This is a genomic window from Stenotrophomonas sp. Bg11-02 (assembly GCF_002836635.1).
Classification (GTDB): Bacteria; Pseudomonadota; Gammaproteobacteria; order Xanthomonadales; family Xanthomonadaceae; genus Stenotrophomonas; species Stenotrophomonas lacuserhaii.
Window position 1 is genome coordinate 1 of sequence record NZ_PJAY01000063.1, and the last position, 24553, is coordinate 24553.

The 24553-nt window shown below is 68.5% G+C and carries 24 protein-coding genes and 1 pseudogene; 12 read left to right on the plus strand and 13 right to left on the minus strand.

From position 1 onward, the window contains the following. Positions 1-255 precede the first annotated feature (255 nt). Together CXG43_RS13365 and CXG43_RS13370 are read right to left on the minus strand one after the other, a co-directional pair. Entirely contained in the window at positions 256-597 is a 342-nt protein-coding gene (locus CXG43_RS13365; RefSeq protein ID WP_042614545.1) for a hypothetical protein, read from the minus strand. A 124-nt stretch (positions 598-721) separates the two neighbouring features. Beyond that, entirely contained in the window at positions 722-1897 is a 1176-nt protein-coding gene (locus CXG43_RS13370) for an acetyl-CoA C-acyltransferase (RefSeq protein ID WP_101100364.1), read from the minus strand. A 216-nt stretch (positions 1898-2113) separates the two neighbouring features. Between CXG43_RS13370 and CXG43_RS13375 the strand changes: the two genes are divergently transcribed. Further along, positions 2114-4957 carry an autotransporter serine protease gene (locus tag CXG43_RS13375; protein ID WP_232767791.1) on the plus strand — a complete coding sequence of 948 codons (2844 nt, stop codon included), beginning with the start codon at positions 2114-2116 and terminating at the stop codon, positions 4955-4957. A 133-nt stretch (positions 4958-5090) separates the two neighbouring features. Here CXG43_RS13375 and CXG43_RS13380 read toward each other — a convergent pair whose 3' ends face one another. Next, positions 5091-6188, minus strand: coding sequence for a Glu/Leu/Phe/Val dehydrogenase (locus CXG43_RS13380; protein WP_101100366.1), 1098 nt, complete (start codon positions 6186-6188; stop codon positions 5091-5093). 410 nt (positions 6189-6598) lie between these two features. On the opposite strand from CXG43_RS13380, the gene CXG43_RS13385 reads away from it, so the two are divergent. Then, positions 6599-7573, plus strand: a complete 975-nt coding sequence (locus CXG43_RS13385) for an HDOD domain-containing protein (RefSeq protein ID WP_232767793.1) — start codon at positions 6599-6601, stop codon at positions 7571-7573. A 6-nt stretch (positions 7574-7579) separates the two neighbouring features. Here the strand turns inward: CXG43_RS13385 and CXG43_RS13390 are convergent, their stop codons facing one another. The 3 genes from CXG43_RS13390 to CXG43_RS13400 are packed head-to-tail and all read right to left on the minus strand — an operon-like array spanning position 7580 to position 10453. Then, positions 7580-9148, minus strand: coding sequence for a phospholipase D family protein (locus tag CXG43_RS13390; RefSeq protein ID WP_101100368.1), 1569 nt, complete (start codon positions 9146-9148; stop codon positions 7580-7582). A gap of 44 nt (positions 9149-9192) precedes the next feature. Beyond that, complete coding sequence (locus CXG43_RS13395; RefSeq protein ID WP_042614540.1) at positions 9193-9900, minus strand: RNA pseudouridine synthase; 708 nt, start codon at positions 9898-9900, stop codon at positions 9193-9195. Between the two features lie 55 nt (positions 9901-9955). Then, positions 9956-10453: a M48 family metallopeptidase gene (locus CXG43_RS13400; protein WP_101100369.1), complete on the minus strand. Its 498-nt coding sequence runs from the start codon at positions 10451-10453 to the stop codon at positions 9956-9958. A 61-nt stretch (positions 10454-10514) separates the two neighbouring features. On the opposite strand from CXG43_RS13400, the gene CXG43_RS13405 reads away from it, so the two are divergent. Continuing rightward, the gene (locus tag CXG43_RS13405; RefSeq protein ID WP_101100370.1) at positions 10515-11072 is read left to right on the plus strand and encodes a DUF2058 domain-containing protein; all 558 of its coding nucleotides are present in this window, start codon (positions 10515-10517) and stop codon (positions 11070-11072) included. Between the two features lie 619 nt (positions 11073-11691). Next, a complete protein-coding gene (locus CXG43_RS13410) occupies positions 11692-11958 on the plus strand; it encodes a DksA/TraR family C4-type zinc finger protein (protein WP_101100371.1) in 267 nt (88 codons plus the stop codon). 112 nt (positions 11959-12070) lie between these two features. On the opposite strand, the pseudogene CXG43_RS13415 reads toward CXG43_RS13410, so the two are convergent. Together CXG43_RS13415 and CXG43_RS13420 are read right to left on the minus strand one after the other, a co-directional pair. Then, positions 12071-12568, minus strand: a pseudogene (locus tag CXG43_RS13415) (mechanosensitive ion channel family protein); the annotation flags it as partial. Positions 12569-12688: 120 nt separating this feature from the next. After that, a complete protein-coding gene (locus tag CXG43_RS13420; RefSeq protein ID WP_101100372.1) occupies positions 12689-12877 on the minus strand; it encodes a hypothetical protein in 189 nt (62 codons plus the stop codon). A gap of 127 nt (positions 12878-13004) precedes the next feature. On the opposite strand from CXG43_RS13420, the gene CXG43_RS13425 reads away from it, so the two are divergent. From CXG43_RS13425 to CXG43_RS13435, 3 genes are read left to right on the plus strand one after another with little or no spacing between them, the layout of a single operon-like run. Beyond that, the gene (locus CXG43_RS13425) at positions 13005-13580 is read left to right on the plus strand and encodes an RNA polymerase sigma factor (protein WP_101100373.1); all 576 of its coding nucleotides are present in this window, start codon (positions 13005-13007) and stop codon (positions 13578-13580) included. 17 nt (positions 13581-13597) lie between these two features. Next, entirely contained in the window at positions 13598-14122 is a 525-nt protein-coding gene (locus CXG43_RS13430; protein WP_101100374.1) for a hypothetical protein, read from the plus strand. 26 nt (positions 14123-14148) lie between these two features. After that, positions 14149-15039 carry a DUF4097 family beta strand repeat-containing protein gene (locus tag CXG43_RS13435; protein WP_101100375.1) on the plus strand — a complete coding sequence of 297 codons (891 nt, stop codon included), beginning with the start codon at positions 14149-14151 and terminating at the stop codon, positions 15037-15039. 63 nt (positions 15040-15102) lie between these two features. On the opposite strand, the gene CXG43_RS13440 is transcribed toward CXG43_RS13435, so the two are convergent. The 3 genes from CXG43_RS13440 to CXG43_RS13450 all read right to left on the minus strand — a co-directional run bounded on the left by CXG43_RS13440 (position 15103) and on the right by CXG43_RS13450 (position 17192). Then, entirely contained in the window at positions 15103-15282 is a 180-nt protein-coding gene (locus tag CXG43_RS13440) for a hypothetical protein (RefSeq protein WP_042615088.1), read from the minus strand. Positions 15283-15293: 11 nt separating this feature from the next. Beyond that, a complete protein-coding gene (locus tag CXG43_RS13445; RefSeq protein WP_083492053.1) occupies positions 15294-15587 on the minus strand; it encodes a YkgJ family cysteine cluster protein in 294 nt (97 codons plus the stop codon). Between the two features lie 243 nt (positions 15588-15830). Further along, on the minus strand, positions 15831-17192 hold the full coding sequence (locus CXG43_RS13450) for an Hsp70 family protein (protein WP_101100376.1): 1362 nt from the start codon (positions 17190-17192) through the stop codon (positions 15831-15833). 123 nt (positions 17193-17315) lie between these two features. Between CXG43_RS13450 and CXG43_RS13455 the strand changes: the two genes are divergently transcribed. Then, a complete protein-coding gene (locus tag CXG43_RS13455; RefSeq protein ID WP_042615086.1) occupies positions 17316-17651 on the plus strand; it encodes a zinc ribbon domain-containing protein YjdM in 336 nt (111 codons plus the stop codon). A gap of 4 nt (positions 17652-17655) precedes the next feature. On the opposite strand, the gene CXG43_RS13460 is transcribed toward CXG43_RS13455, so the two are convergent. Further along, the gene (locus tag CXG43_RS13460) at positions 17656-18816 is read right to left on the minus strand and encodes a tetratricopeptide repeat protein (protein WP_101100436.1); all 1161 of its coding nucleotides are present in this window, start codon (positions 18814-18816) and stop codon (positions 17656-17658) included. Positions 18817-19047: 231 nt separating this feature from the next. Between CXG43_RS13460 and CXG43_RS13465 the strand changes: the two genes are divergently transcribed. The 4 genes from CXG43_RS13465 to CXG43_RS13480 all read left to right on the plus strand — a co-directional run bounded on the left by CXG43_RS13465 (position 19048) and on the right by CXG43_RS13480 (position 21884). Further along, positions 19048-19650: a hypothetical protein gene (locus CXG43_RS13465; RefSeq protein ID WP_101100377.1), complete on the plus strand. Its 603-nt coding sequence runs from the start codon at positions 19048-19050 to the stop codon at positions 19648-19650. A 43-nt stretch (positions 19651-19693) separates the two neighbouring features. Beyond that, positions 19694-19864 carry an oxidoreductase-like domain-containing protein gene (locus CXG43_RS13470; protein WP_101100378.1) on the plus strand — a complete coding sequence of 57 codons (171 nt, stop codon included), beginning with the start codon at positions 19694-19696 and terminating at the stop codon, positions 19862-19864. Next, positions 19861-20478, plus strand: a complete 618-nt coding sequence (locus CXG43_RS13475; RefSeq protein WP_101100379.1) for a DUF998 domain-containing protein — start codon at positions 19861-19863, stop codon at positions 20476-20478. Before CXG43_RS13470 ends, CXG43_RS13475 begins: the two co-directional genes overlap by 4 nt. Before the next feature lie 80 nt (positions 20479-20558). After that, entirely contained in the window at positions 20559-21884 is a 1326-nt protein-coding gene (locus CXG43_RS13480; protein ID WP_101100380.1) for an AcvB/VirJ family lysyl-phosphatidylglycerol hydrolase, read from the plus strand. Here the strand turns inward: CXG43_RS13480 and mprF are convergent. Beyond that, on the minus strand, positions 21881-24439 hold the full coding sequence (gene mprF, locus CXG43_RS13485) for a bifunctional lysylphosphatidylglycerol flippase/synthetase MprF (protein ID WP_101100381.1): 2559 nt from the start codon (positions 24437-24439) through the stop codon (positions 21881-21883). The genes CXG43_RS13480 and mprF overlap by 4 nt on opposite strands. Positions 24440-24553: the final 114 nt, after the last annotated feature.

The window sequence follows — 24553 nt, forward strand, 5'->3', positions numbered from 1 at the left end:
GCTCCCGGAACCTGTCAGGGGGCCGGGCGGTGGGGCTGGGCGGGGGCGTAGAGCGCCATGGATGGCGCGAAACGAGGCCCGCAGGAGCGGCTCTTGCCGTCCCCCGCACAGCCCCACCGCCCGGCCCAGACCAAGGCTGCTGCTTTGAAGCCACCCGCGAGGGGGTCCCACCCGTTCGACCACCCGAACGACAGGCAAAGAAAAAGCCGCTGGCGAACCAGCGGCTTCTTCAGAACAGCGTGAAGAAAGAAGTTATTACTTCTTGGCTTCTTCAGCAGCGTCCTTGGCCTGCTCGGCGGTGCCTTCGGCAGCCTTGGCAGTGTCAGCAGCTGCGTCGGCAGCAGCGTCGGTGGCGGCGCCAGCGGCGGCACCGGCAGCGTCGGCCGAAGCGTCAGCAGCGGTAGCGGCGGTGTCAGCAGCCTGCTGGGCAGCGTCGGCGGTGGCGGTGCCAGCGGCAGCAGCCTGGTCAGCAGCGGCCTGCGCTTCGGTGGCAGCTTCGTTGGCCGAAGCAGCGGCGTCCTGGGCAGCTTCCTGCTTCGAGCAGGCAGCCAGGGCCAGGGCCAGGGACATAGCAACCAGCAGCTTGTTGATGCTCATTTGGTGAATCCTCGTCGTCGTTAGATAGGCAACGCGCAGTTGCGCGCCGCCAACATGATGACAAGCCACGAATGGCTGTCAAGCGATCCCGCATTCAGTTTTGCGAAACGGGCGTTAAATCCAATCAAATCAATTCGATGGCGATGGCCGTTGCTTCACCACCGCCGATGCACAGCGTAGCGATGCCGCGCTTGCCACCGCGGCTGCGCAATGCGTGGACCAGGGTGACCACCAGACGCGCACCGGATGCGCCGATCGGATGACCCAGCGCGCAGGCGCCACCATTGACATTCAACTTGTCGTGGGCGATGCCCAGTTCACGCATCGGCGCCATGGCCACCACCGCGAATGCCTCGTTGACCTCGAACAGATCGACATCGGCCAGCGTCCAGCCCGCCTTGTCCAGCAGTTTATGGATCGCGCCGATCGGGGCGGTGGTGAACCATTCCGGCTCCTGCGAGTGGGTGGCATGGGCAACGATGCGGGCCAACGGCTGCAGGCCGCGGGCGTTGGCATCGTCTTCGGACAACAGCACCACCGCAGCGGCACCATCGGAGATGCTGGAGGAGCTGGCGGCGGTCACGCTGCCGTCTTTCTTGAACGCCGGACGCAGGGTCGGGATCTTGGCGATGTCGGCGCGGGTGGGCTGCTCGTCGACGGATACTTCGACCTCGCCCTTGCGGCTGGCGACCTTCACCGCGACGATTTCATCGGCGAACGCGCCATTGGCCTGCGCGGCCTGGGCGCGCTTGACCGACTCGATCGCGTAGGCATCCTGCTCTTCGCGGCTGAACTGGTACTTGTCCACGGCGCACTCGGCGAACTCGCCCATCGCCTTGCCGTCGTAGGCATTGACCAGCCCGTCGTGGGCCATGTGGTCCACCGCCTGGAAGTTGCCGAAGCGGTTGCCGGTGCGCGAATTGGGCAGCAGGTGCGGCGCGTTGGACATGGATTCCATGCCACCGGCGACGACGATGCTGGCCGAACCGGCCTTGATCAGGTCATGCCCCAGCATGATCGCCTTCATGCCCGAACCGCACACCTTGTTCAGCGTGGTGGCGCCGGTGGACAGCGGCAGTCCGCCGGCGATGGCGGCCTGGCGGGCGGGCGCCTGGCCCAGGTTGGCCGGCAGCACGCAGCCCATGATGACTTCGGTAACGTCGCTGGCCGGCACGCCGGAGGCTTCAAGCGCGGCGGCGATCGCGGTCGCGCCCAGGGTCGGGGTGGGGACGCCGTTGAACTGGCCGAGGAAGGAGCCGATGGCAGTACGCTTGGCCGCGGCGATGACGATGTTGGACATGGCAATCTCGTTGTTGCGTGAGCAAATTCGGAAAAGGAGACGCGAGCCGTTGGAAGGCGACGCGAATCCCGGCAGACTGCGTGGGGGACGCCAGTATAGGCGGTGCCCCTGACTGCGGGTTGGCTGGCCCAGCGCCGGCATCCGGCGACTGCGGCACTCGATACCTTTCACGGGGATACAGGGATGAAACGGGTTCAACTGAATACGGCTACAGGGATGAAGACTGCGCTGGCCATGGCGCTGGCCGCGGCATTGAGCGCCTGCGGAGGTGGTGGCGGCGGGGGCAATGTCCGCGTCGAACCGCCCGCGCCGCCGCCGGTCACGCCACCGCCGGTGACCCCGCCTCCCGTTACGCCGCCCCCCGAAGCGCCGCCGCAGCCGAGCAGGCAGGGCCATCTCACCGCGATCAACGCGCTGGGCACCGGGCTGACCGGGCAGGGCGTGCGTATCGGCGTGGTGGATTCAGGCGTCAACCGCACCCATCCGGCGCTGGCCGGTCGTGTGGTCGCCAACTACACCTACGTCGATCCGCGGGAAAACGACCTGGGACGCGATGACGTGGTCGGGCATGGCACCACCGTGTCGATGCTGGCCGCCGGCGGCGCCTACGCCGGCTCGCAGGTCGGCGTGGCGCCCGGCGCGGAGATCGTCTCGGCGCGGATCATCGCCGACAAGCGGCCCGTGGACGACGGCAGCGGCAATGGCAACCAGGTCAGTGGTGCGATCGGCCTGGCGCCGGTGCATCGCGACCTCGTCAATGCGGGTGTCAAGATCATGAACAACTCCTGGGGTGGCCTGTATTGGACCAACGCGGCGACCACTGCACAGATCGCCGAGGAGTACCGCCCGTTCATCACCAGCAACGGCGGACTGGTGGTGTTTGCCACCGGCAACGACGGCAGGTCCACCCCGTCGAACATGGCCGCGCTGCCGAGCCGCCCCGGTGTCGGCGGCAGCATGCCGGCGGCCGACCTGGTGCGCGGCTGGCTGGCGGTAACCGCCGTGGACACGGTCACCCCGACCCAGCTTGCCAGCTACGCCAATGCCTGCGGCGAAGCCGCCAGCTACTGCCTGGCCGCGCCCGGCACCGCGGTCTATCCGGATCCACAGGCAACCACGGCGACCGCAAGCTATTACTACGGCTGGGGCACGTCCTATGCGGCGCCGCTGGTCTCCGGCGCAGCGGCGCTGGTCTGGCAACGCTATCCGTATTTCAGCAACGACCTGGTCCGCCAGACCCTGCTGGGCACGGCAACGGACATCGGCGCTACCGGCGTGGACCCGGTGTTCGGCAACGGGCTGCTCAATGTCGGCAAGGCCGTGAACGGTCCGGGGCGACTGGACTGGGGGGATGTCAGCGTCAACGTCAACCGGCTCGGGCTGGATTCGGTATGGAGCAACGATCTAAGTGGGGCCGGCGGCCTGGTCAAGCAGGGCGTGGGCGCGCTGGGCTTGTCGGGACGCAACACCTACAGCGGTGCCACGCGCATTGAACAGGGCACCCTGGCGTTGCGCGGCGGCGCTTCGATCACCTCCAGCGTCAGCATCCTCGCCCAGGCCGGCAGCCCGAGTGGCGCCGCGCTGCAGTTCATGAACGGCACCACCCGGGTGGTCGGCAACGTCGACAACGGCGCCAGCGTGGTGCTGACCAGCGCCAACGCCGATGCCACCATCGAAGGCAATTACCTCCAGCGCGACGGTGCCCAGCTGATGGTCGCGCTGGGCGTCAACGCATTGCAGGTCACCGGCACGGCGACCCTGCAGGGGGGTGGGGTGCTGGTCAATGGCGCGATTGCCGGTTATGTGCCGGCCGATGGCACGCGGCAGTCGTTGATCCGGGCACAGGGTGGGTTGTCCGGCCAGTTCAACACCGCTGCGGTGGGCCAGAACGGCGTGTCGCTGCTGGAATCTTCGTACGGCTATGACAGCACCACGGCATGGCTGGAACTGACCCGGGTCAGCGTGGTCGCCGCTGCCAGCGCGGCATCGCTGGATGCGCGCGCACTGGCATCGGCCGAGCGCGTGGAGCGCGCCTTCGAACGGCTCGACGGCAGTCCGGACCTGCAGGGCAGCGCGTTGGCCGATGTGGCCGGCGAGCTGCAGCGCACGCCCGGTGGCATCAGCGGGTTGTCGGCCAGCCTGGACAGCCTGTCCGGCAAGGCCCACGCCTTGGCCACCCAGGCCACCTTCGACAGCGTGGACATGAGCCGCCGTGCAGTGGCTGCGCGCTTCGGCGAGGTGCAGGCACGCCCGGCGCTGCGCGGTGCGTGGCAGCATGCGCTGGGCGAGGCAGGGCAGGGCAATTTCGCCGGCAATGGCGCGCAGACCCGGGGCTGGATGGTGGGCCATGAAAGCGCGTTGGGCGGCAATGGCGTGCTGGGCGTGGCCTTCGGCGAAGTGCGCAGCAACGCCAGTGGCAACGACAACGGCGGACTGGGGCGTGATCGCCAGGCACAGGCGCAGCTGTACGCCGGCTGGAGCGAGGGGCGTGGTTACCTGCTGGCGCAACTGGGTGCTGGACAGTTCCAGCGCCAGGTGGACCGGCAGCTACTGCTCGGTGCGCAGGCGGTCGGTGCGGGCGCACGCTACGGCGGCCGCTTCGCCAGCGTCAGCGTGGAATCCGGGCTGCGCTTTGGCGGCCCGCGTATGGCGCTGACGCCGTACGTGGCGGCCAGCCAGGTGCAGGTGCGCTCGGACGGGTTCACCGAGCAGGGCGGGCTGGGCTTCGGCCTGCACATGCAGGACAACCTGGCGCGGCGCAGCCTCGCCATGGCCGGTCTGCGTGCAGAGCGCCAGTGGCGGCGTTGGACCCTGCGCGGCTACTCCGAATGGCAGCAGGAGCTCTCCAGTGAGGGGTTCGATGCGCAGGCCGGCTTCACCGGCGTCGAGGCGTGGGCCCCCTTGGTTTCCGGCGCACTGCCGCGTGCGTCGGGCCTGCTCGGCGTGGCGCTGGAAGCTGGGGTGGGGCGTAGCGGCAGGGTGTCGTTCGGTTACGACCAGCGCTTCGGTGGCGGCCTTGATGTATCGCAGGCGGCGCTGAACTACAGCACCGGCTTCTGATTGTGAGGTAGCGCCGAGCCATGCTCGGCGGCTTTCCGGGTCGGCGCCGCGTTGTCCGATGAAAGGCGCCGCGCTTCGCGCTCGCCGAGCACGGCTCGGCGCTACCGGGCTTTCCGGTCAGCGCTAGCGGCGGTCAGCCGGCGCGCAGGTCGCCCAGGCGCGGGGTGGCGCGTCCCATCGGCAGCTTCAGTCTGCCGATCGACTGGATGCGCGCTTCGGCAATGCGGTCGGCCGCGCGCTGGGGGGCAATGTTCTCGCGCTGGGACAGCGCAAAGATGCGGCCCAGGTTGTGATAGATGCTGCGGATCAGGCGCATCGCGCGTTCGCGGTTGTAGCCGTCGATTTCCAGCGAGACATTCATCACCCCACCTGCGTTCACCGCGTAATCCGGCGCGTACAGGATGCCGCGCGCGTGCAGTTCGTCGCCTACTTCCGGGTTGGCCAGCTGGTTGTTGGCGGTGCCGCAGATGATGCGCGCCTTCAGCCGCGGCAGCACGTCCAGGCTGATCGCACCTTCCAGCGCACACGGCGCGAACACATCGGCGTTGACCTCGTGGATCTCGTCCGGCTTCACCGCCTCGGCGCCGTACTCGGATACCGCGCGGTCCACCAGCGATGCATCCAGGTCGGTCACGTACAGCTTGGCGCCGCGGTCGCGCAGCAGCTTCACCAGTTCCATGCCGATGTGGCCCAGCCCCTGCACGGCGATGCTGGTCTTGCCTACTTCTTCGTGCCCCAGCTTGGCCTGCAGCGAAGCCATCAGCGCCTGCAGCGCACCGTAGGCGGTGAACGGGGCCGGGTCACCGGAGCCGCCGTGAACCTGGTGGACGCCGGTGACGAACTGGCTTTCCAGGTAGATGTTTTCCATATCGTTGACATCGGTGCCGACGTCCTCGGCGGTGATGTAACGACCGCCCAGCGCATCGACCTGGCGACCGAAGGCACGCAGCAGCACTTCGGTCTTGTCGGTGCGCGGGTCACCGATGATCACCGCCTTGCCACCGCCGACGTTCAGGCCGGCCAGTGCGTTCTTGTAGGTCATCGTGCGGCTGAGTCGCAGCACATCGGCCAGTGCCTCGTCGGTGCTTGCGTAAGGACGCATGCGGACGCCGCCCAAGGCCGGGCCGAGGGTGGTGCTGTGCAGGGCGATGATGGCCCGCAACCCGGCATCGGGGTTGTTGCAGAAAACGACCTGCTCGTGACCGGTAGTGGCGAGGGTTTCGAATAGCATGGCGACTCCGTTGGCGTGAACAGCAGCGAACCACTTCGAACAGGCCAGCAACGATAAGGGTGCAGAAACAAAAAAAGCGACGTCGTCAGTTCAGGGGACGGGCCGCGCGGCGCCATTCTAGTCCATTCCCCGGGGTGGTGTTGTGCACGTCCGGGCCCATGGCCAGGCGGGTGCCCGGGTTAAAGAACCCACCGTATCGGCCGATGCTGGATGCACGGCGGTGTCCGCCTGAACCCAAGGAACGGTGCGGTGGCAGTACAGCAATCCTACGCCCGCTTTGGCGGGCCATGCGGGGCGGGCCGATGAGTGCGACGGGCAGCAGGGGCTGGGCCGGGTGGTGGGGGCGGCTGTTCGGCCGTGCCGCGACGGGGCGCGCCACGCAGCGGCGCACGCGGTGCCGCGATGTCCTGGTGGCCGAAGCCGTTGCGCCGACCGGGGCGGTTGCCGCTGGCGAGCCCGATGCCGATGCCGAGGCGCGCCTGCATTCCGGCCTGTATGCGCTGGCTCTGCACCCGGCCCTTGATGGCGGCGCTGCCTGCAACGAGGCCCTGCTCGAAGCCACCCGGCAGGCGCTGCTGTCACGTGACTGGAGCGCGCGCCAGTTGCCGCGGCGGCCGCAGCTGCTGCCGCAGCTGATCCAGACCGTCAACGATCCGGAATCCTCCGCGCGGGCGACCGCGGCGATCATCGGCCAGGATCCGGTGCTGACCGGCAACCTGCTGCGCATCGCCAACAGCCCGGCTTTCCGCATGCAGGAGCGGCCGGTGGACAGCCTGCAGCGGGCCATCACGCTGGTCGGCACCGAAGGCATCCGGCAGATCATCAGCGCGGTGCTGGTGCAGCCGGTCATGCACCTGCAGTGCAGTGAGTTCCCGCAGTTCAGCACGATCATCTGGGAGCATGCGCTGCTGTCCTCGCGCGCGGCGGCCGACCACGCACGTACGGTCAGCCAGCAGGATCCGTTCGCCGCACAGTGGCTGGGGCTCACCCAGGGCCTGGGCGCCGCGCTGGTGATGAAACAGCTGCTGCAGGAAGCGCAGACGCTGCAGGTGCCGCTGGACTACCCCACCGCCGAGGCGGTGCTGCGGCAGTGGACGCTGCCAGTCGCCCAGCGCGTGGCTGCGGCGTGGGAGCTGCCCGCGCCGGTGCACGAAGCGCTTGAGCAAACCAACGCCGACAGCCCGCTGCCACGCACTCTGCGCTTCGCTCGCGCGGCGGCGGCGGCCAGCCTGTTGGCCCGGCATGGGCACATCGGCAAGAGCCAGGGGCTGGCCTGGCTGGAGCAGCTGCCCGGCACCCCGCCGCATGCCCTGCTGTGGATCTGGCGGCGCCTGCACGGGCGGCCGGTTGAAACCCTCGCCGACGAACACGACGGCGAGGGCTGAGCGGGATCAGAGCTGCGATTCCAGCGGCAGCCAGCTGATCACCCGGGCACTGGTGCGCAGGCGCACGCTGCTGTCCGGTTCGGTGTCGACCCAATGCGGCGGTGGATCCCGTTCCAGCCAGCGCACCCGGTCCTGTGCGTCCAATGCGAGCCACCAGCTCTGTTCCGGACTGGACAGCCGCAGGTATTCGGCCGTCAGCTGGGCCGCCAGCACCGGGTCGTCGAAGATCACGCCCATTTCCGTGTTGAGGTAGGCCGAGCGCGGATCCAGGTTGAAGGAGCCGACGAAGCCGTGCCGGTCATCCAGCACGAAGGCCTTGGTATGCAGGCTGGCGCCGCTGCTGCCGAACAGGCCGGAACTGGTCGCCTTGCCATGTGCCTTCAGTTCGTACAGCTGCACGCCGGCCTGCAGCAGCGGCACCCGGTAGGTCATGTAGCCCCCGTGCACGGCGACCACGTCGTTGGCGGCCAGGGAGTTGGTGACCACCCCGACCTGCACGCCGCGTTCGCTCAGCCGGGACAGTCCATCCAGCCCCTCGTTGCCGGGCACGAAGTACGGCGATATCAGCAGGGCCTTGTGCTGCGACGCCGTCAGCATCTGGACCAGGTCGCTGACCAGCCAGTTCTGCGGATCATCGCGGCGATGCTTCATGGGCGGATCGGAAACGATGCGCACGTTCCTGCTCCAGTGCAGCGGCGCTGCGCTGGCCCGTGCGCGTGGACGCGACTTCGCCACTTCCTGCAGGTACGGCCTGGCCGATTCCAGCCGTGCTTCATTGTCCGATTCGCGCATCAGCAGGCGCAGCTGCTGGCGGGTGTGGTAGGCCAGCGCGGCAATGGGCACGGCCGCTTCGCTGTTCCAGTAAGCGTCGAACACGGTGTTGGCCTGGTCGACGGCTTCACCGGCCACCAGCAGGTCCAGGTCGCGGAAGTTCACGTCCGGGCGCGCGCTGAAGTATTCCTCGCCGATATTGCGGCCACCAACGATGGCGACCCGCCCATCGGCGATCCAGCTCTTGTTGTGCATGCGGTGGTTGACCGAGAAGAACCGCTGCACCATCTCCAGCATGCGCCACGGCCCATTGCGGTTGCGGAACGGGTTGTAGAGGCGGATTTCGATGTTGGGATGGGTATCGAGCGCCATCATCAGCGCGTCCTTGTCCTGCGCGTTCATGTCGTCGAGCAGGATCCGCACGCGCACGCCGCGCTCGGCGGCGTCGTGCAGGGCACGCGCCATCAGGTGGCCGATCAGGTCGTCCTTCCACATGTAGTACTGCAGGTCCAGGCTGCGTTCGGCGCGTTCGGTGATGACCGCGCGCGCAGCGAAGGCATCCAGCCCATCGGACAGGAAGGCCACGCCGGATGCCCCGGGATGCGCCGCCTGCAGCGCGCTTACCTCGCGGTCGATGCGGGTCTGCGTGGGGTGAACCGGCAGCACGTGCGATGTTTCGCCACGCGCCTGCGGGGTCAGATGGTCGGCCAGCAACAGGCCGGACAGCACCAGCAATACCAGCAGCGCAAGCACGATGGCCAGGCCGCGCAGCAGCCGGCGCCACAGGGGAAGGGGTTTACTCATGCACCGATCCTAACCGCCAGGCCGGTGCACGCGCAGTGCACTGCTCAGAAACGCTCGTCACTGCCCAGATAACGCCAGCTGCCCGGGGCCAGCTTGCCCAGCGAGACACGCCCGATGCGCAGGCGGCGGATGCCGACCACCTGCATCGAGGCACCGGCGCAGGCTTCGCGCAGCATGCGCGGATGCAGGCCCTTGCCGGCAAAGCGCAGCCGCTGTTCGCTCTGCCAGCTGATCTTGCAGCCGGGGATGGTGCGTCCGTTTTCCTTCAGGCCGGTCTGCAGCCGGGCCACGTCCCACATCGCGCGCTCGCCCTGGATATCCACCAGGAACTCCTGTTCGGTGCGCGCAAGCTGCTGCTGCAGGTGGGCGATGATCAGCGGGTCCTGGCTGACCACCACCAGGCCACTGTCCGAAGCGGGCAGCGCGGCGGCCAGCTGCAGGCCGTGGAAGTGGCGCTGCAGCGGACGGATGCTGCCCAGGTCCAGCGGGCTCTGCGATTCCGGGGTGACCATCGCGCTGAGCGTATGCGCGGCCGCATCGACCGGCTTGGCCAGCAGCATGGTCACGCGCTCGGTTTTCTCATCGCGCGCGGCCGGGTCCATCTCCACCGTCTCGGTGGTGACCTGCGCCTGCGGCTGTTCCACCACCTGTCCATCCACGCGCACCCAGCCGCCTTCGATGTAGCGGCGGGCTTCGCCACGGGGGCAGCCGAGCAGTTCGGCCAGGCGTTTGTCGAGACGGGTGGAGAGCATGGGGCAGGGAACCTCTAGGGGGCGCGCAGTGTACCTGCCACGGCGTTTGGCTGCTTCAGCCGCCGCGGTGGGCCAGTTCAGTCAGGAACAGCCGGGTGTCGAATTCCAGCTGCATGTAGTCCGGTTCCATATGCTGGCACAGTTGGTAGAAGGCCTTGTTGTGGTCGGCTTCCTTCAGGTGCGCCAGTTCATGCACCACGATCATCCGCAGGAAGGCGGCCGGCGCCTGCCGGAACACGCTGGCCACGCGGATCTCGCGGCTGGCCTTCAGGCGTCCGCCGTGCACGCGCGACACCGCGGTGTGCAGGCCCAGCGCGTGTTTCACCACTTCCAGCTTGTTGTCGTAGCAGACCTTGTTCAGGTGCACCGACTGGCGCAGGTAGCGGTCCTTGAGCTGCTGGGTGTAGTCATACAGCTGGCGGTCGCTGCGTACCTCGTGCGCCTCGGGATAGCGCCGCTGCAGCAGGGCGCCAAGGCGGTCTTCGGCGAGCAGCTGGCGCACCTGCTCCTGCAGGGGTTCGGGATAGCCGGTCAGGTATTTCAGGGAGGGCATGGTGCCGCTGGGGCTCCGGTATCATGGACGTCCCTAAGATAGACCAGTTGCAGGCAGGACCATGGCAAAGCCGAACGCGCTGCAGGAACAATTGCTCAAGGCCGGGTTGGCCAAGAAGGCGCAGGCCAGTGCCGCGGCCCGCGAGCAGGCCAAGGCCCGCCAGGGCAAGGCGCCGGATGCATCGGCGGAGATCCAGCGCGAGGCCGAGCGCGTGCGGCTGGAGAAGGTCGAGCGTGACCGCGCCATCGCCGCCGAACGCAATGCGCAGCTGCGTGCCACCGAGGGCCGCGCGCAGGCGCGGCAGATCGTGCAGGCGCATGCGGTTCCGCACGCGGGCGAGAGCGAGTACCGCTTCACCCACGGCGAGGTGATCCGCACGCTGCTGATCGATGCCAAGCTGCGCAAGGCGCTGTCGGCCGGTGCGCTGGTGATCGTGGCGGCGGGCGAAGGTTATGCGTTGTTGCCACGCGCGGCGGCGGAAAAGGTGCGCGAGCGCGCCCCGGAACTGATTGCGGTCGACCACGGCCAGGCGGGGGAGAGCACGGTCGCCTCCACCGGCAATGCTGAAGACGATGCGTATTACGCGCAGTTCCAGATTCCGGACGACCTGGTCTGGTAAAGGGTTTTTCTGCGCTGGCGCGCGGCGTTGAAGCGACGGCGACGTCAACGTCAACAGCTGCAGGGCCGTTGGTTGGGCGGGGCGGGGTGGGTTTGCGGGAATCGCCGTGAATCCATCCCTGGAGGCTCGCCATCCGCATCCATGCGGATGAGCGTTCCCGCCAACCACCCCGCCCCACCTTCGACAGGTCTGCGGGGGCCTTGGTAGCGCCGACCCATGGTCGGCGGAATGTTTCCGCCAACGGCCCGCTGCGCTCGCCGACCATGGGTCGGCGCTACCAGGGCATCGTGACGTGTCGGGTGGAGGGAGCCCCTGGGTCAGGGGCGGCCGCGAAGCGGCGGGGTGTGGGTGTTGGTGAGACGGGGCCCGCGGTTTGCGCAGCAAAGCGTGGGAGCGGCAGCGCGAATGCGGTGACGCGTACCCGCGCCATGGATGGCGCGAAACGAGGCCCGCAGGAGCGGCTTTTGCCGTCCCCCGACCAGCCCCACCGCCCGGCCCAAGCTCAGCTTCAAGCTTCTAAGCCACCCGCGAGGGGGCCCAACCCGTTCGCCCCACCCAACGGCTGCTTCACCCGTGCCGGATTAGGCTGGAAACCCGTATCCCCGTGGAGGAAGCCCCCATGGCCACCGGATGGGCACAGGACGGTGCCGTGCAGGACCAGATCGACGCCACCGTCGACGATGCCATCGCCCGCGCCCGCAGCCAGCTCAAGCAGGGCCCCGGCCTGGAACACTGTGAGGAATGCGACGCCCCGATCCCGGTGGCCCGGCGCAGGGCCGTACCCGGCGTCCGCCTGTGCGTGGCCTGCCAGCAGGCCCACGACGAAGACGAAAGCGCCCAGTCCGGCTACAACCGCCGCGGCAGCAAGGACAGCCAGCTGCGCTGAACCAGGGTCGCGTTACCGCTTTTTCCTTTTCACTTACGCGGCGGCCCCCGGCCCAGATCAAGGCTGTAGCTTGAAGGCACCCGCGAGAGGGTTCCCACCCGTTCGAGCACCCTCAACCGTCGCCCTGGATCCCACCCGGCGCCGTGGACGGATCCCGCCACCGCCGCACGGTGCGCTGGAAAAACAGGTTGTTCGGCAACTGCAGCACCGTGCCTTCGTGTCCCTCGCCGGTTTCCTGCAGCGTGGTGTAGATCAGGTTCACGTCGATCACCCGGCCCTTCAGCCCCGGCTTCTCGCCGTTCTCCAGTACCTCGATGTAATCGTGCAGGCGGAACGGCCGCGTGGTGAAGATCAGCAGCGTGCAGAAGATGTTCGACAGCACGCTTCAGGCCGCGAAGAACGCCACCGCGCCTACCGCCGCAAAGCCGGTGAAGGCCGTCCACAGCACCGTCCCGGAGGTGCCCAGGATGCGCAGGATCACCAGCAGCGCGCCAAAGTAGATGACGAAGGTCGTGATCCGGCGCGCGCCCATCACCATTTCCGGCGGCAGGGTGTAATGCGCAGCGAAGCGGCGGATCAGCCGTCGCAGCACCAGCTTCAGCAGCCACGCGGCCAGCAGCGTGGCCAGTACCAGCAGGACCATCTCTGCCTGTTCCAGCCAGGCATGGGCCCACGGCGGCAGGTACTTTTCCATCGAACAGACATCCGGTAACGCAGGGGGAGGTCGATGTTACCTGCGCCCGGCCCTGGGATCGACCATCGCCATGGCGCCGGGCAGGTCGGCACAGGCCGCCACTACGCCCTGTTGCAGCAGGCAGGCGCGGTTGCCCTGCAGGCGCACCTGCAGTTGCAGGGGATTGCCCTGCAGCAGGCCGCAGACGAGGATGGCAAGCAGGCCGCTGGCGGCGGGGGTGGACATGGGCCTTCTCCGTGGCCGGGGTGGCCGCTGGGTACCGGGCTTGGATGCAGGCGGGGGCCGAAAGGTTTAACGCCGCCTCCCGCTCAACCGCTTTAAACCTTTTCCGCAGGCGCTGCATCCAAGGGTCATGCTCGACACGCTCACCCCCACACTGGATACAAGCCTGCCTGCCTACGACGAACCGGCGGTGGTGCGCGCTGCCGCCGCAGGCGATGTGGCCGCCTACGAGCAGCTGTACCGGCGGCATGCGCCGCGGCTGTTCGCGGTGGTGTGGCGGTTGTGCGGCGGCCAGCGGGCACGTGCCGAAGACGCGCTGCAGGAAGCGTTCCTGCAGGCTTGGAAAGCGCTGCCGGCCTTCCGGATGGACAGCAGCATCGCCACCTGGCTGCATCGGCTGGCGGTCAACGCCGCGTTGATGGAGCTGCGCGCACGCAGCAACCAGGCCCACGACAGCCTGGACGTTGCGGGCCTGGACCTGCCGCAAATGCACGTGCATGACCGCTGCGCCGGGACCGAACGCGACCTGGAAAGGGTGCTGGCCACCTTGCCGCCGCGCGCGCGCGCCGTGCTGGTACTGCATGACATCGAAGGCTGGAAACACAGTGAGATCGCCGAACAGCTGCAGATGGCGGTCGGCAGTTCGAAGGCACAGTTGCATCGAGCACGCGGCCTGTTGCGCGCGCGCCTGGGAGACATGACATGAACCACGAAGACCCCCGTATGACCGACCACACCGACGATGCGCTGCAGCAGCGCCTGCGCGCGCTGCCAAGGGAGCTGGCGCCGCCGGGTGACGGTTGGGCACGGTTGCAGGCTGCGCTGCCGCCGCGGCCGCCGATCGTGGCCGCCCCGCCGCGAATGCTGGGCCACGGCCCCTCCGCACGGCGCCGCCTGCGCTGGGCATTGCCAGCCGGCGCGGCATTGGCCGCCAGCGTTGCCTTGTACTGGGTAGCGCCGATGACGATGCAGCTGCCATCGCAGACGCCGGCTGCGCCCAGCGTGCTGCAGCAGCAGGCCAGCGCGATGAGCGCCGATTACCAGCAGGCCATCGCAGCGCTGCCGCGGGTCGATGCGCCGGAGTGGCGCCCGGCGCTGCGCGAGCTGGACGACAGTGCCCACCAGATCCATGCCGCGCTGGCGCAGAGCCCGCGTTCGCGCCACCTGCTTGAACAGCTGCAGCGCACCTATGCGCTGCGGCTTGAACTGACCCGGCAGGCGGCAACGTCTACCGGCCTGCCCAGCTAACCCGATCCAACAGGAGAATCACGACCATGAACGCTTGTTTCCTACGCCGCCCGCTGCTTTTCGCCGCATTGGCGCTGCTGTCCCTGCCGGCGTGGGCGGACACCCGCGTCGATGAGCGCCATGCCATCGCCAGTGGCGGGCGGGTCGAACTGAGCAACATCGCCGGCAAGGTGGTGGTACGCGGCTGGGACCGCAGTGACGTGCAGCTCACCGGCACGCTCGCCGAAGGATTGACGTTGAAGCAGGAAAAAAGCGCGAACCGGGTACGCTGGGAAGTGCAGTACCCGCGGCGCAACAACAGGGGCGGCGCCACGCTGGAACTGCGCGTGCCGCGTGCGGTGGAGCTGCAGCTGGGCACGGTCAGCGCCGACCTGGATATCAGTGCGATCGACGTCAAGCGCCTGCAGGCAAACACGGTCAGCGGTGACCTGCGCGCCGCCGGTCGCAGCGCTGAGAGCACGCTCAACACCGTCAGCGGTGATGTCGACGCGCAGTTGCAGACCTCCCGCATGGACGCGCGGACGGTGAGTGGCAGCATCCGGGCCGGTGGCGGGCTGTCCGGCGAAATCGGCGCCACCTCGGTGTCGGGCCGGGTTGGCGTGGAGGCCGGGCGCACCCAGCGCATGGTCGTGGAGACGGTATCGGGCACGGTCGAGCTGTCCGCGGCGGCCTTGGCGCCGGGCGGGCGGATCAGCGTGGAATCGGTCAGTGCGCCGATCTCCCTGCAGCTGCCGCGCAACGTGTCCGCGCAGCTGTCGGTGAACAGTTTCAGTGGCTCCATCCAGAGTGACGCCGGCAAGGTGGAACGGCCGCGTTACGGCCCTGGCAGCTCGCTGGATACCCGCTTGGGCAATGGAGATGGGGACATCAGCCTGGAATCGCATTCCGGTGGCGTGCGGGTGCGGCTGGATCGCTGACCCGTTGGCAGGGGCCAGCCTTGGCCGGCCGCGGCGGTGATGCCGCCGCGGTCGCCGACGCGGTCAGCTGGCTTTCTTCAGCGACCAGGTGTTGCCGAGGACTTCGATCTTGCCGCCAGCCTTGCGGAACGCGGCCAGGTCGGCGGCGATGCTGTTGCTGCTGGGCGTGGACGATGAACCGCCCTTGCGCTCGTTGCGGATGGTGTTGCTGGCCTTCGCGGGGGTCTTTGCCTTGCGGGGCATGGGTGCTCCTGTCAGGTGGAAGGGTGGGGAGGGTTCCAGGCAAGTGCCTGGTGCTGGTAATCCTGCCGTTCACGCTGGCAGTCATCGCCGCCCATCTCGAACTGGCGACAGATGGCGGGGCGCTGCGTATAGATGGAACAACGCAGGTGATACGGGTCGATGGCTGCGCACCAGCCTTCTTCGTTCTGCGCCATGCGGCGACCGCCGTGGCCGTCGCTTTCAACGAACCAGATGGGGACGTCATCGCCCGGCATCAACCACACCGGCATCCGGCAGCACACCGCGTCACAGCGACGACAGTCGATGGAGGCGGGGGTCTGCTCAGTTTGTAAGGCCTCGTGGGCCTTCGTAATGCCCAAGGATGGTCTCGATCGCGGCTCGGAGCGGGTGCGTGGTCATGGAAGCGCCAAGGAAAGCATGGCCACAGGGCCCGCAAGGGGCGGCTGCGCACTGAAGAGCGCGGCGTGCGCCACAAGGGCGGCACGTCAGCGGTGAGCGCAGGTGAATGTCAAGCCGGTCGAGTTTAACGCGGATCGTGCGGAGATATGTTAATGCGAACCCGCTGCGGCCAGCGCGAGCCCCTGGACGACGCCGAAAGAGGCATCGCCATGGACCTGGCGGGCCTCGGGGAAGGCATCGGCGGCGGCCTGCCGCAGGTAGCCGGCGCGGGACATGCCGCCGGTCATGAACACCGCATCCGGGGCCTGGCCGATGTCCTGGCGGACCTGGTCGAGCAGCTCGCGCAGCTGGCCAAGGTAGCCGTGCGCGGCCTGCCCCAGACCCTCGGCGGAAGTTTCCCTCTGCAGCCCCTTTTCGATGAACGGCAGCGGACTGGCATGTGCGGCAGCGCCACTCAGGCTGATCTTGGCGCGTTCCACCTCACGGTACAGGCGTGCGGTGTTGCCGGTGTCCTGCAGCGCCTGCAGGCGGCTGCCATACGGGTCTTCGACGTGGTCGTAGCGGTGCTGGCGGAAGTCGCGCTGGCGGGTCATGTCCTGCACCATCGCCGCTTCCACGTAGTGGTGGGTCGGCACCCGGGTGATGCCGCGGCCGAACAGTGGCATGTAGGCGGCCAGGCTGAGCGCCAGGTCGATATCGGTACCGCCGCGGGCGATGCCCCAGGCGCGGTGGATGCGCGGCGGCTCGCCCCCGCCCACGCGGGCATGGGCGATGTCGGTGGTGCCGCCGCCGATGTCCACGATGATCGCCTCGTGCGGCTGCCCACTGGTGGCGTGGTAGTGCATGGCGGCCGCGGCGGGCTCTTCCATGAAGGCCACTTCGTCGAAACCGGCGCCCAGCGCAGCTTCGCGCAGGATCGCCAGCGCCTGGTCGTTACCGGCATCGCCGATGGAACTGCGGAACTGCACCGGCCTGCCCAACAGGGCTTCGCGCACCGGTGCGCCCAGCTGCGCGCTGGCGGTGAGCCGGATGTGTTCCAGGATGTGGGTGGCGATCCCGGTGATGGTCTGCCGCGCGCGCGGATGCAGGTTGTAGCCGAGCATCGATTTCGGGCTCTGTACCAGGTTGCCTTCGTTCTCCTCGAAGTAGGCTTCCAGCGCGTCATCGCCGTACACCGCGTTCTGCAGCAGCTGGCTGGAACTGCGCGGCTCGGCCATGCGCTTTTCCATCCACTGGCGGCGCAGCGACAGCAGTGCTTCGCGGCGCAGGGCTTCGGGCGGGCGCGCGTGGCCGTTGGCACGCGCCTGGGCGGCGGCCGCTTCGATCAGCGCCTGCAGCTCATGCTCCTGGCCGGGTTCCAGCTTGAATTCACCGGGGTCCTGCATGATGCCGGGGAAGTACACCGAGGTGCGGAACTGGTCGGCGTCACCGAAACGGATCGGCTGCACCTGGCCATCGCGGACGATGGCTGCGGCGGAGTTGCTGGTGCCGAAGTCGATGCCCAGGCGCATGGTGGGGTTCCGCTGTTTCGAGGGCCGCGCACTGTAGCGCGCCGGCCGGCCCAGCGGTAGGGCCGGTCCGCCAGGGCGGGCGGTTACAATGGCCGCTGTCGAACTACAGTCAGGTTTTGCCCGATGTCCGCCACCCCCGCCTGCCCGCAATGCACGCTTGAAAACACCTATGCCGATGGCGCCCTGATGATCTGCGCCGACTGCGGCTTCGAGTGGACCGCCGAGGAAGGTGTCGGTTCCGGCGTGGTGGTACGGGACAGCAACGGCAACGTGCTGGCTGCCGGTGACACGGTCACGGTGATCAAGGACCTGAAGGTCAAGGGCTCGTCGATCCCGCTCAAGCAGGGCACGGTGATCCGCAACATCCGCCTGGTGGAAGACGATGCCGAGCACATCGAAGGCAACTCGGACAAGATCAAGGGCCTGGTGCTGAAGACCTGCTTCCTCAAGAAGGCCTGATGCCTCAGCGACCCAGCCGCGCGCTGGCCTGCTGCCGACGCCAGCGCTGCAGGCTGTCCAGCTTGTCCTGGTAACGCGACTGCAGGGCTGCACCGCCCAACGCCTGTGCGCGCGCCAGTTCGCCATTGGCGCGCTCCAGCTGGCCGGCCATCAGATAGGCACGGGCCAGCGCGAAGTGGAACTGGTGTGCGCTGTCGTACAGACGCAGCGCACGCCGGTAATAGGTGATGGCTGCATCGGCATCACCGGCACGTTCGGCCTGGGTGCCGAGCACATACTGGAAGAACGGATCACTCTGCCGCACGCTGCGCAGGCGGGCCTGCAGGCGCGCCGCTTCGCTGGTTTCGCCAAGCCGCAACAAGAGGTTGCTCGCATTGGCCAGGCTGGCCGGATTGCGCGGCGCGATGCGCAGCGCATCGGCGTAATGCTGCCGCGCAAGCGCCAGGTTGCCCTGGCGGGTTTCCAGGACGCCAAGGTTGTTCAGCGCCGAAGGGAAGTCGCTTGCCTGGCCCAACGCGGCGCCGTACCACGCACGCGCGCCTGCCACGTCACCGGCCTCCATCCGTTCGGCACCGCGGTTGTTGTAGAAGTGGGCAAGCGCCCGCGCATCACTGATCTGCCGCGGGCCGTCGCGGTCGTACAGCACGTTGCGGTCCAGGTCGACGGTGCCGCGGCGGCCGTTGAATTCGATGCCCGCGTTGACGTGGCCGACGTTGTAGAGCACGCCGGCATCCTGGTACCACGACACCACCTGCGCCACTTCCTGCACCTGCGCCTGGATGCCGATATGGCGTGCCAGGGTGACGAACAGCAGGGTGAAGGACAGGCAGTTGGCGCGACGATGCTGCCATGTTTCTTCGATGGTGTAGGTCGCCCCGGCGTCGTACTGCAGGTCCATGCCATCGCGGTCGAAGATCATTTCCGCCAGTCGAAGCAACTGCGGTCCACGGCCGCCGCCCGGATCGATGACGCGGGCCTGCAGCAGCGCGGAGAGTGCCGGCGGGATGGCCGTCACTTCAGCCGGGGAGGGGGGCGGTACAACCGTGGGTGGGACGGTCTGCAACCGGGCGGAAGGGGCCTGCACCGATGACTGCGCCATCGCCGGCGCGGCGACCAGCGCGACCAGGGGAAGCATCACCACGGCATGCAACAGCAGGCGGTTCATCGCCATTCTCCGCAGGCGCGGCACGCGCCATCGGCTTGAGCATAGACCGACCCCTGCCCGTCGCCACACCGCTGGTCGGACACATGCCGGTCATCCACAGCGGGTGTGGACCATGCGCGGAGAAAGCTGTGCATAAGTGGTGATGACGCTGTCGCTGCAGGGCGTGTGAAAGGGTGGTGAAAGATTGTCCAGTGCTTGCGTCGCGGCGGCCCGCTGGCACATCCTGAGCGCATGGAATTCCAGCCGATCATCCTGCCCGCCGGGCAGTGGGACGCCCTGCAGGCCAGCTATGCCGCACCGCCGCGGGCCTACCACCACTTCGGCCACGTGCGCGCCTTGCTTCAGCACGCGCAGTGGGTCGCTGCGCAGGCGCCGTGGCAACAGCCGCTCGAGGTCTACCTGGCCGTGCTGTACCACGATGCGATCTATGAAAGCGGGCGCAAGGACAACGAGGCGCGTTCGGCTGAGCTCGCTGCCGAAGCCATCGCACAGTGGCTGCCCGAACATGACATCGACGTGGCGCGGGTGCGCGAACTGATCCTGCTGACCGCGCGCCACGGCAGCCTGCAGCCCGGCGACGTCGACGACGAGGCGGCGTTGTTCCTGGACTGCGACATGGCCATCCTCGGCGCGCCCGAAGCGGTGTTCGACGCCTACGACCGCGGCGTGGCCGAAGAGTACGCCGGCAGCGTGCCGGCGTTCCTGTACCGCGCCGGCCGTCGCCGCTTCCTGCGCAACCTGGCGCGGCAGCCACGCATCTACCTCAGCGATCTGTTCCACCAGCATTTCGACGCACCGGCACGGGCGAACCTGCTACGGGTGGCCGGGCCCTGACAGCGGCCGCTACACTGGCGGCCTGTCCTGTTGGCCTGATTGCGTGACTGATTCCGATCCCCGTCCTATACCGCCGGAAGCGCCCGGTCCGAACGAATGCTGCGGCAGTGGTTGCCCGTTATGCGTGCTCGACCTGTACAGCGAAGAGCTGCAGAACTATCGGCAGGCGCTGGCGGCGTGGTTGCTGCGGCATCCGGAGGCAGGCGCGCCATGAACCGCGCACGCGACCTTCGCTGTGCCAGTGGCATTGCGATGGTGGCGTTGCTGCTGTTCGTGGCGACTGCCCTGTGGAGCCAGTTCGCGCGCGCTGACCTTGACTGGGTCAACGCTACCCTGAGCCTGTATCTGCACGGACCCTGGGGGCTTGCGCTGCGCACGGCGTACTGCCTGCTGGCAGGCGCCATCGTGGTACTTGGGCTTTCGATGTACCGGCAGCTGCGCGGTCCGCGCCGCAGTGGCGCCGCCGCCCTGCTGTTCGTAGGTGCCGGGCTGGGCCTGGCAGGCGTTGCGGTGGGGGACAGCTGGCTGCCCGAGCGGGCCCCGCTTGCGTGGCCGCTGGTGCACGGCCTTTCGGCGATGACCGCATTCCTGTGCGCCAGCGTGGCGATGTTGCTGCAGTCCTGGTACCTGCGCGACGAACCCGGTTGGAAGCGCGCGGCGGCGGTGCTGTGGTGGTGGGCGTGGCTGGCCTTCGTGCTGTTGTGGCTGCACGTGTTGTGGCGGGCGCCGCCGCGCGGGGCAGGGCAGAAACTGGTGATCGCGGTGATCGTCGGCTGGCTGCTGTGGTTGGCGTGGTCCGGCTGGCGCCACGCGCGCACCCCACGCTGAGCGGGCACCCATTCCGGCACACCCCCTTGGCACCTGCCGGGCGTATCGTGGGCGCAGGTCAGGTCCTGTCGGAGTAGTGCATGCGGTTCAGTGGAAGATGCGCGCGCGCGCTGATGGCGTGGTGCGTGCTGGTGCCATGCGTGGCGGCTGGAGTGCCCGTGCAGCAGGCCAGCCATGGACGGTTCCAGCAGGTGCCGCTGGCACAGCCGCATGGCACGGTGCAGCGCGTGGTGCTGTGGTTCCATGCGGCCGGCAAAGCCGACGCCGCGCAGCGCGAACGCGATGCGCTGCGTGACACCGGGGCGCTGGTGGTATCGGTGGACCTGGGACAACTGAAGGGCGCGCTGCAGCGCGAAGGCAGTGCTGCCTGCTCATTCGGCGCAGGCGACGTGGAGAATTTCTCGCGCTGGCTGCAGGCATGGCTGCACCTGCCCGGTTATCGCCTGCCGTTGCTGGCCGGCGACGGCGACGGCGCCCGGTTCGCCTATGTGCTGGCGGCGCAGGCTGGCGACGGGGTATTCGCTGGCCTGCTGACCACCGGCTTCCAGCCGGGTGTGGCACCGCAGCGGATGGCGTGCGGCGCTGGTATCGTCGATGGCGCCCTGAAGCCGGTGCCACTTGCGCTGCCCTGGCTGGCCGCCGATACCGGCGCGCAGTCGCGTGCCTTCCAGCAGACAATCGCTTCGGCACGTACCTTTCGCCGTACCGCTGGCGGCGATGCACTGCCTGGCCTGCTGGCCGCGGCGCGGGTGCTGGGCGAAGCACCCGGGGTCAACGTGGCGCCTGCCCCGAAGGACCTCGATGGCCTGCCCGTGGTCGAGGTGCCTGCGACCGTCCCCGGCGAGACCGTTGCCATCTTCGTCTCAGGCGACGGCGGCTGGGCGGGACTGGACAAGGACGTTGCCGCAGCGTTGGCCGCGCAGGGCGTGTCGGTGGTCGGAGTGGACTCGCTGCGGTACTTCTGGAGTGCCCGCACGCCGGCCGGCTTTGCCGCCGACCTGACCCGCATCGCCGACTATTACCGGCAGCGCTGGCAGCGTCCGAAGCTGATGCTGATCGGCTTTTCCCAAGGCGCCGATGTACTGCCTGCCAGCATCAACCGGCTGGCGCCGGCGCTGCGCGCGCAGGTGGAGCTGATCGCGCTGCTGTCGGTGGGGCGCACGGCCGACTTCGAATTCCACGTCAGCAACTGGCTGGGCAGCAATGATGACGGCCTGCCGATCGCACCGGAGATCGCGCGCCTGCCTGACGACAGGACCCTGTGTGTTTACGGGCAGAAGGACGCCGACGCCCTGTGCCCGGACCTGCCACCAGGCGTGCGCGTGCTGCCGTTGCCTGGCGACCACCATTTCAACGGTGACCACGACCGCCTCGCCCGGGAGATCCTCAACGCCGCTGCGCGCTAGTGCCGCGGCTCGAGTGAGATCAGGCGCGTGGCATCGAGCAGCGCGGCCGGCAGGTGCACGCCACCGGGCGCGGCCAGGTAGCGCGGCCGCCACTGCGGGGCGAACTTGGATTTGAAGCGGCGCAGTCCGCTGAAGCCATAGAAGCGCTCGCCGTGGCGCGCCACCAGCGAGGCTGCGCGTGACCAGCGACCGGCCAGGCGGTGATCGGCCAGCCCGGACAGCGGCGCCATGCCCAGCGAGAAACGGGTATCGCCGCGCTCGCGTCCCCACAGGAACAGTTCGATGAACAGGAAGTCCATCGTGCCCTTCGGAGCATCGGGCAGGTGCCGCATCAGGTCGACCGACAGCTCGTGGCCTGCCGGTGCGTGCCACAGGTTGGCGAAGGCCACGATGCGGCCTTCCGCTTCCACCAGCGCCACCGGGAAACGTGCGAGGTAGACAGGGTCGAAGCTGCCCAGCGAGAAGCCTTTTTCCTCGCCGGCCTTGTCGTCCAGCCAGGCGCTGGAAACCGCCGAAAGTTCGGGCATCAGTGCCGGCAGCTCGTCCGCTGCGGCCACGCGGAAGCTCAATCCGCTGCGTTTGCCACGGTTCCAGGCCTGCCGCAGGTCGGCGCGGTCGCGCCCTTCCAGGGTGAACTCCTGCAGCGGCACCATCGCCTCTTCGCCCAGTTTGACCAGCCCCAGCCCCAGGTCGAGATAGGTCTGCCAGTAGGCTTCGCCGACCTGGTAGAACACTGGGCGCAGGCCAAGGCGATCCGCTTCTTCGCGGAAGCGCCAGATCAGCGTCCGGGCCACGTCCGGCGGCCCCACTGGGTCGCCCATCGCGATCAGCGAGCCGCCATGCCGCTGCATCATCACAAAGCCCAGCCCGGCCTCGTCGCGCAGCACGGCCTTGTCGGCGGTGAGCACCAGGCAGGCCTGGGTATCGCGTGCGGCCGCCAACACGGGTGCCAGCGCCTGCAGGGTGGCCTCGTCGGCTGCCGGCAGCGGGCCGCGCGTGTTGTGCAGCAGCCGTCCGATGCCGAAGATCGCTACGGCCATCGCCACCACCAGCAGCGCGCGCAATGCACGGGGTGCATTGCCGGACAGCGCGAACTGCCACCACAGCTCGTTCTGGTATTCCACATGGCTGTAGACGAAGAACAGCAGCCACACCACTGCCACCAGCACCAGGCCCAGGTTGCGCAGCCACGGCCACGACCATGCCTGGTCCAGCAGCGCGCCTTCGCGGTAGAACTCGCGTCGCGCGGTCCACAGCGCCACGGCGACCAGAAGCGCGGCTACCGCGATCAGCACCTGCCCACCGCGCAGCCAGATCGGCAGCGGCGCGGCCACGCAGATCACCAGCGCCAGCACCCAGGCGGCATGGCTGCGCCGCGACAGTCCCTGGCCGATCAGCAGCAGCACCACGCCGGCCAGGCTGCCGAGCAGGTGCGAGGTTTCCAGCAGCGGCAGCGAGGCCGTGTGCAGGTGCCGATGCGGCGCCGGCAGCGTGCCGTCCACGATCAGCGCGGCGCCGACACTGAACACCGCCAGTGCCACGATGTGCGGCAGCCACGGGCGTAGCGCCTTCCAGCCAGCGCGGGTGGCACCGGCGCTGGCACGCAGCGGGCGGCGCAGCGCCGGCGCAGTGGCCAGCAGCGTGGCCAGCAGCAGCGGCAACACGTAGTAAGTAACGCGGTAGACCAGCGCGGCGGCCAGCACCGCACCGGGTGCCACCTGCGGCAGCAGCTTCAGCAGGCTCCATTCGAACACGCCCAGTCCGGCCGGCACGGTGGAGACCAGCCCGGCCAGCACCGCCACCAGGTACATGCCGACGAAGCCGGGCAGGCCGGTGGGCGTGGAATCGGGCAGCAGCACGTACAGCGCGGCAGCGGCGAGCACCAGTTCGACCACGCTGAGCGCGGTCACCGCCAGCATGGTGCGACGATCCGGCAGCCACAGCGCATGGCCGAACACGGAGAACCTGCGGCCTTCGTGGCCCACTGCCAGGATGGCCGCCGCATAGCCCAGCCACAGCGCCGCGCCGACCGTCTGCAAGGCGCCGACCTTTAGCGGCAATGCAAGGGCGGCTGCGGCCGGTTCAAGGCACAACGCGGCGCCAAGCAGCACCCAGGCGCCGAACACGAAGCCCAGCGTGCTCATCAGCACCACCTGGCCGATCTGCGCCAGGTCCAGCCCCGCGCTGCGATAACCGCGCAAACGCACCGCGCCACCGGTAAGCGCAGCGAAGCCGACGGTCTGCCCCAGCGCATGGGCGAGGAAGGCGGTGATGCCGATCCGTGCCGGATGCACGCGCACGCCGCTGCGGCGCAGCCCGATCGCATCGAAGCCGACCAGGCATGCGTAACTGGCCAGCCCCAGCAGCACGGCGAGCAGCAGTTGCCCTGTGCCGAGATCGTGGAAGGCCTGGCGCACCGCGCGGTAGCCATGTTCGTCGAAGGCGCCGGCCAGTCCGTGCAGCGCCACTGCCAGCACCAGCAGCGGAAACACCACCGTCAGCAGCCGCTTGGCGCGCTGGCGGGCAGGGGAGGCGAGCGGGGCGGATTCAGTCATTGAAGGAAAGTGGACCCGCACGGGCGATGGGCGCGTCAACGGCGCGAAGCTGCGCATCGTGCGCCTGTGCCGGGGGTTTGGCTAGGGGCGGGCGGTTGCGCTGTTGCACTGCCG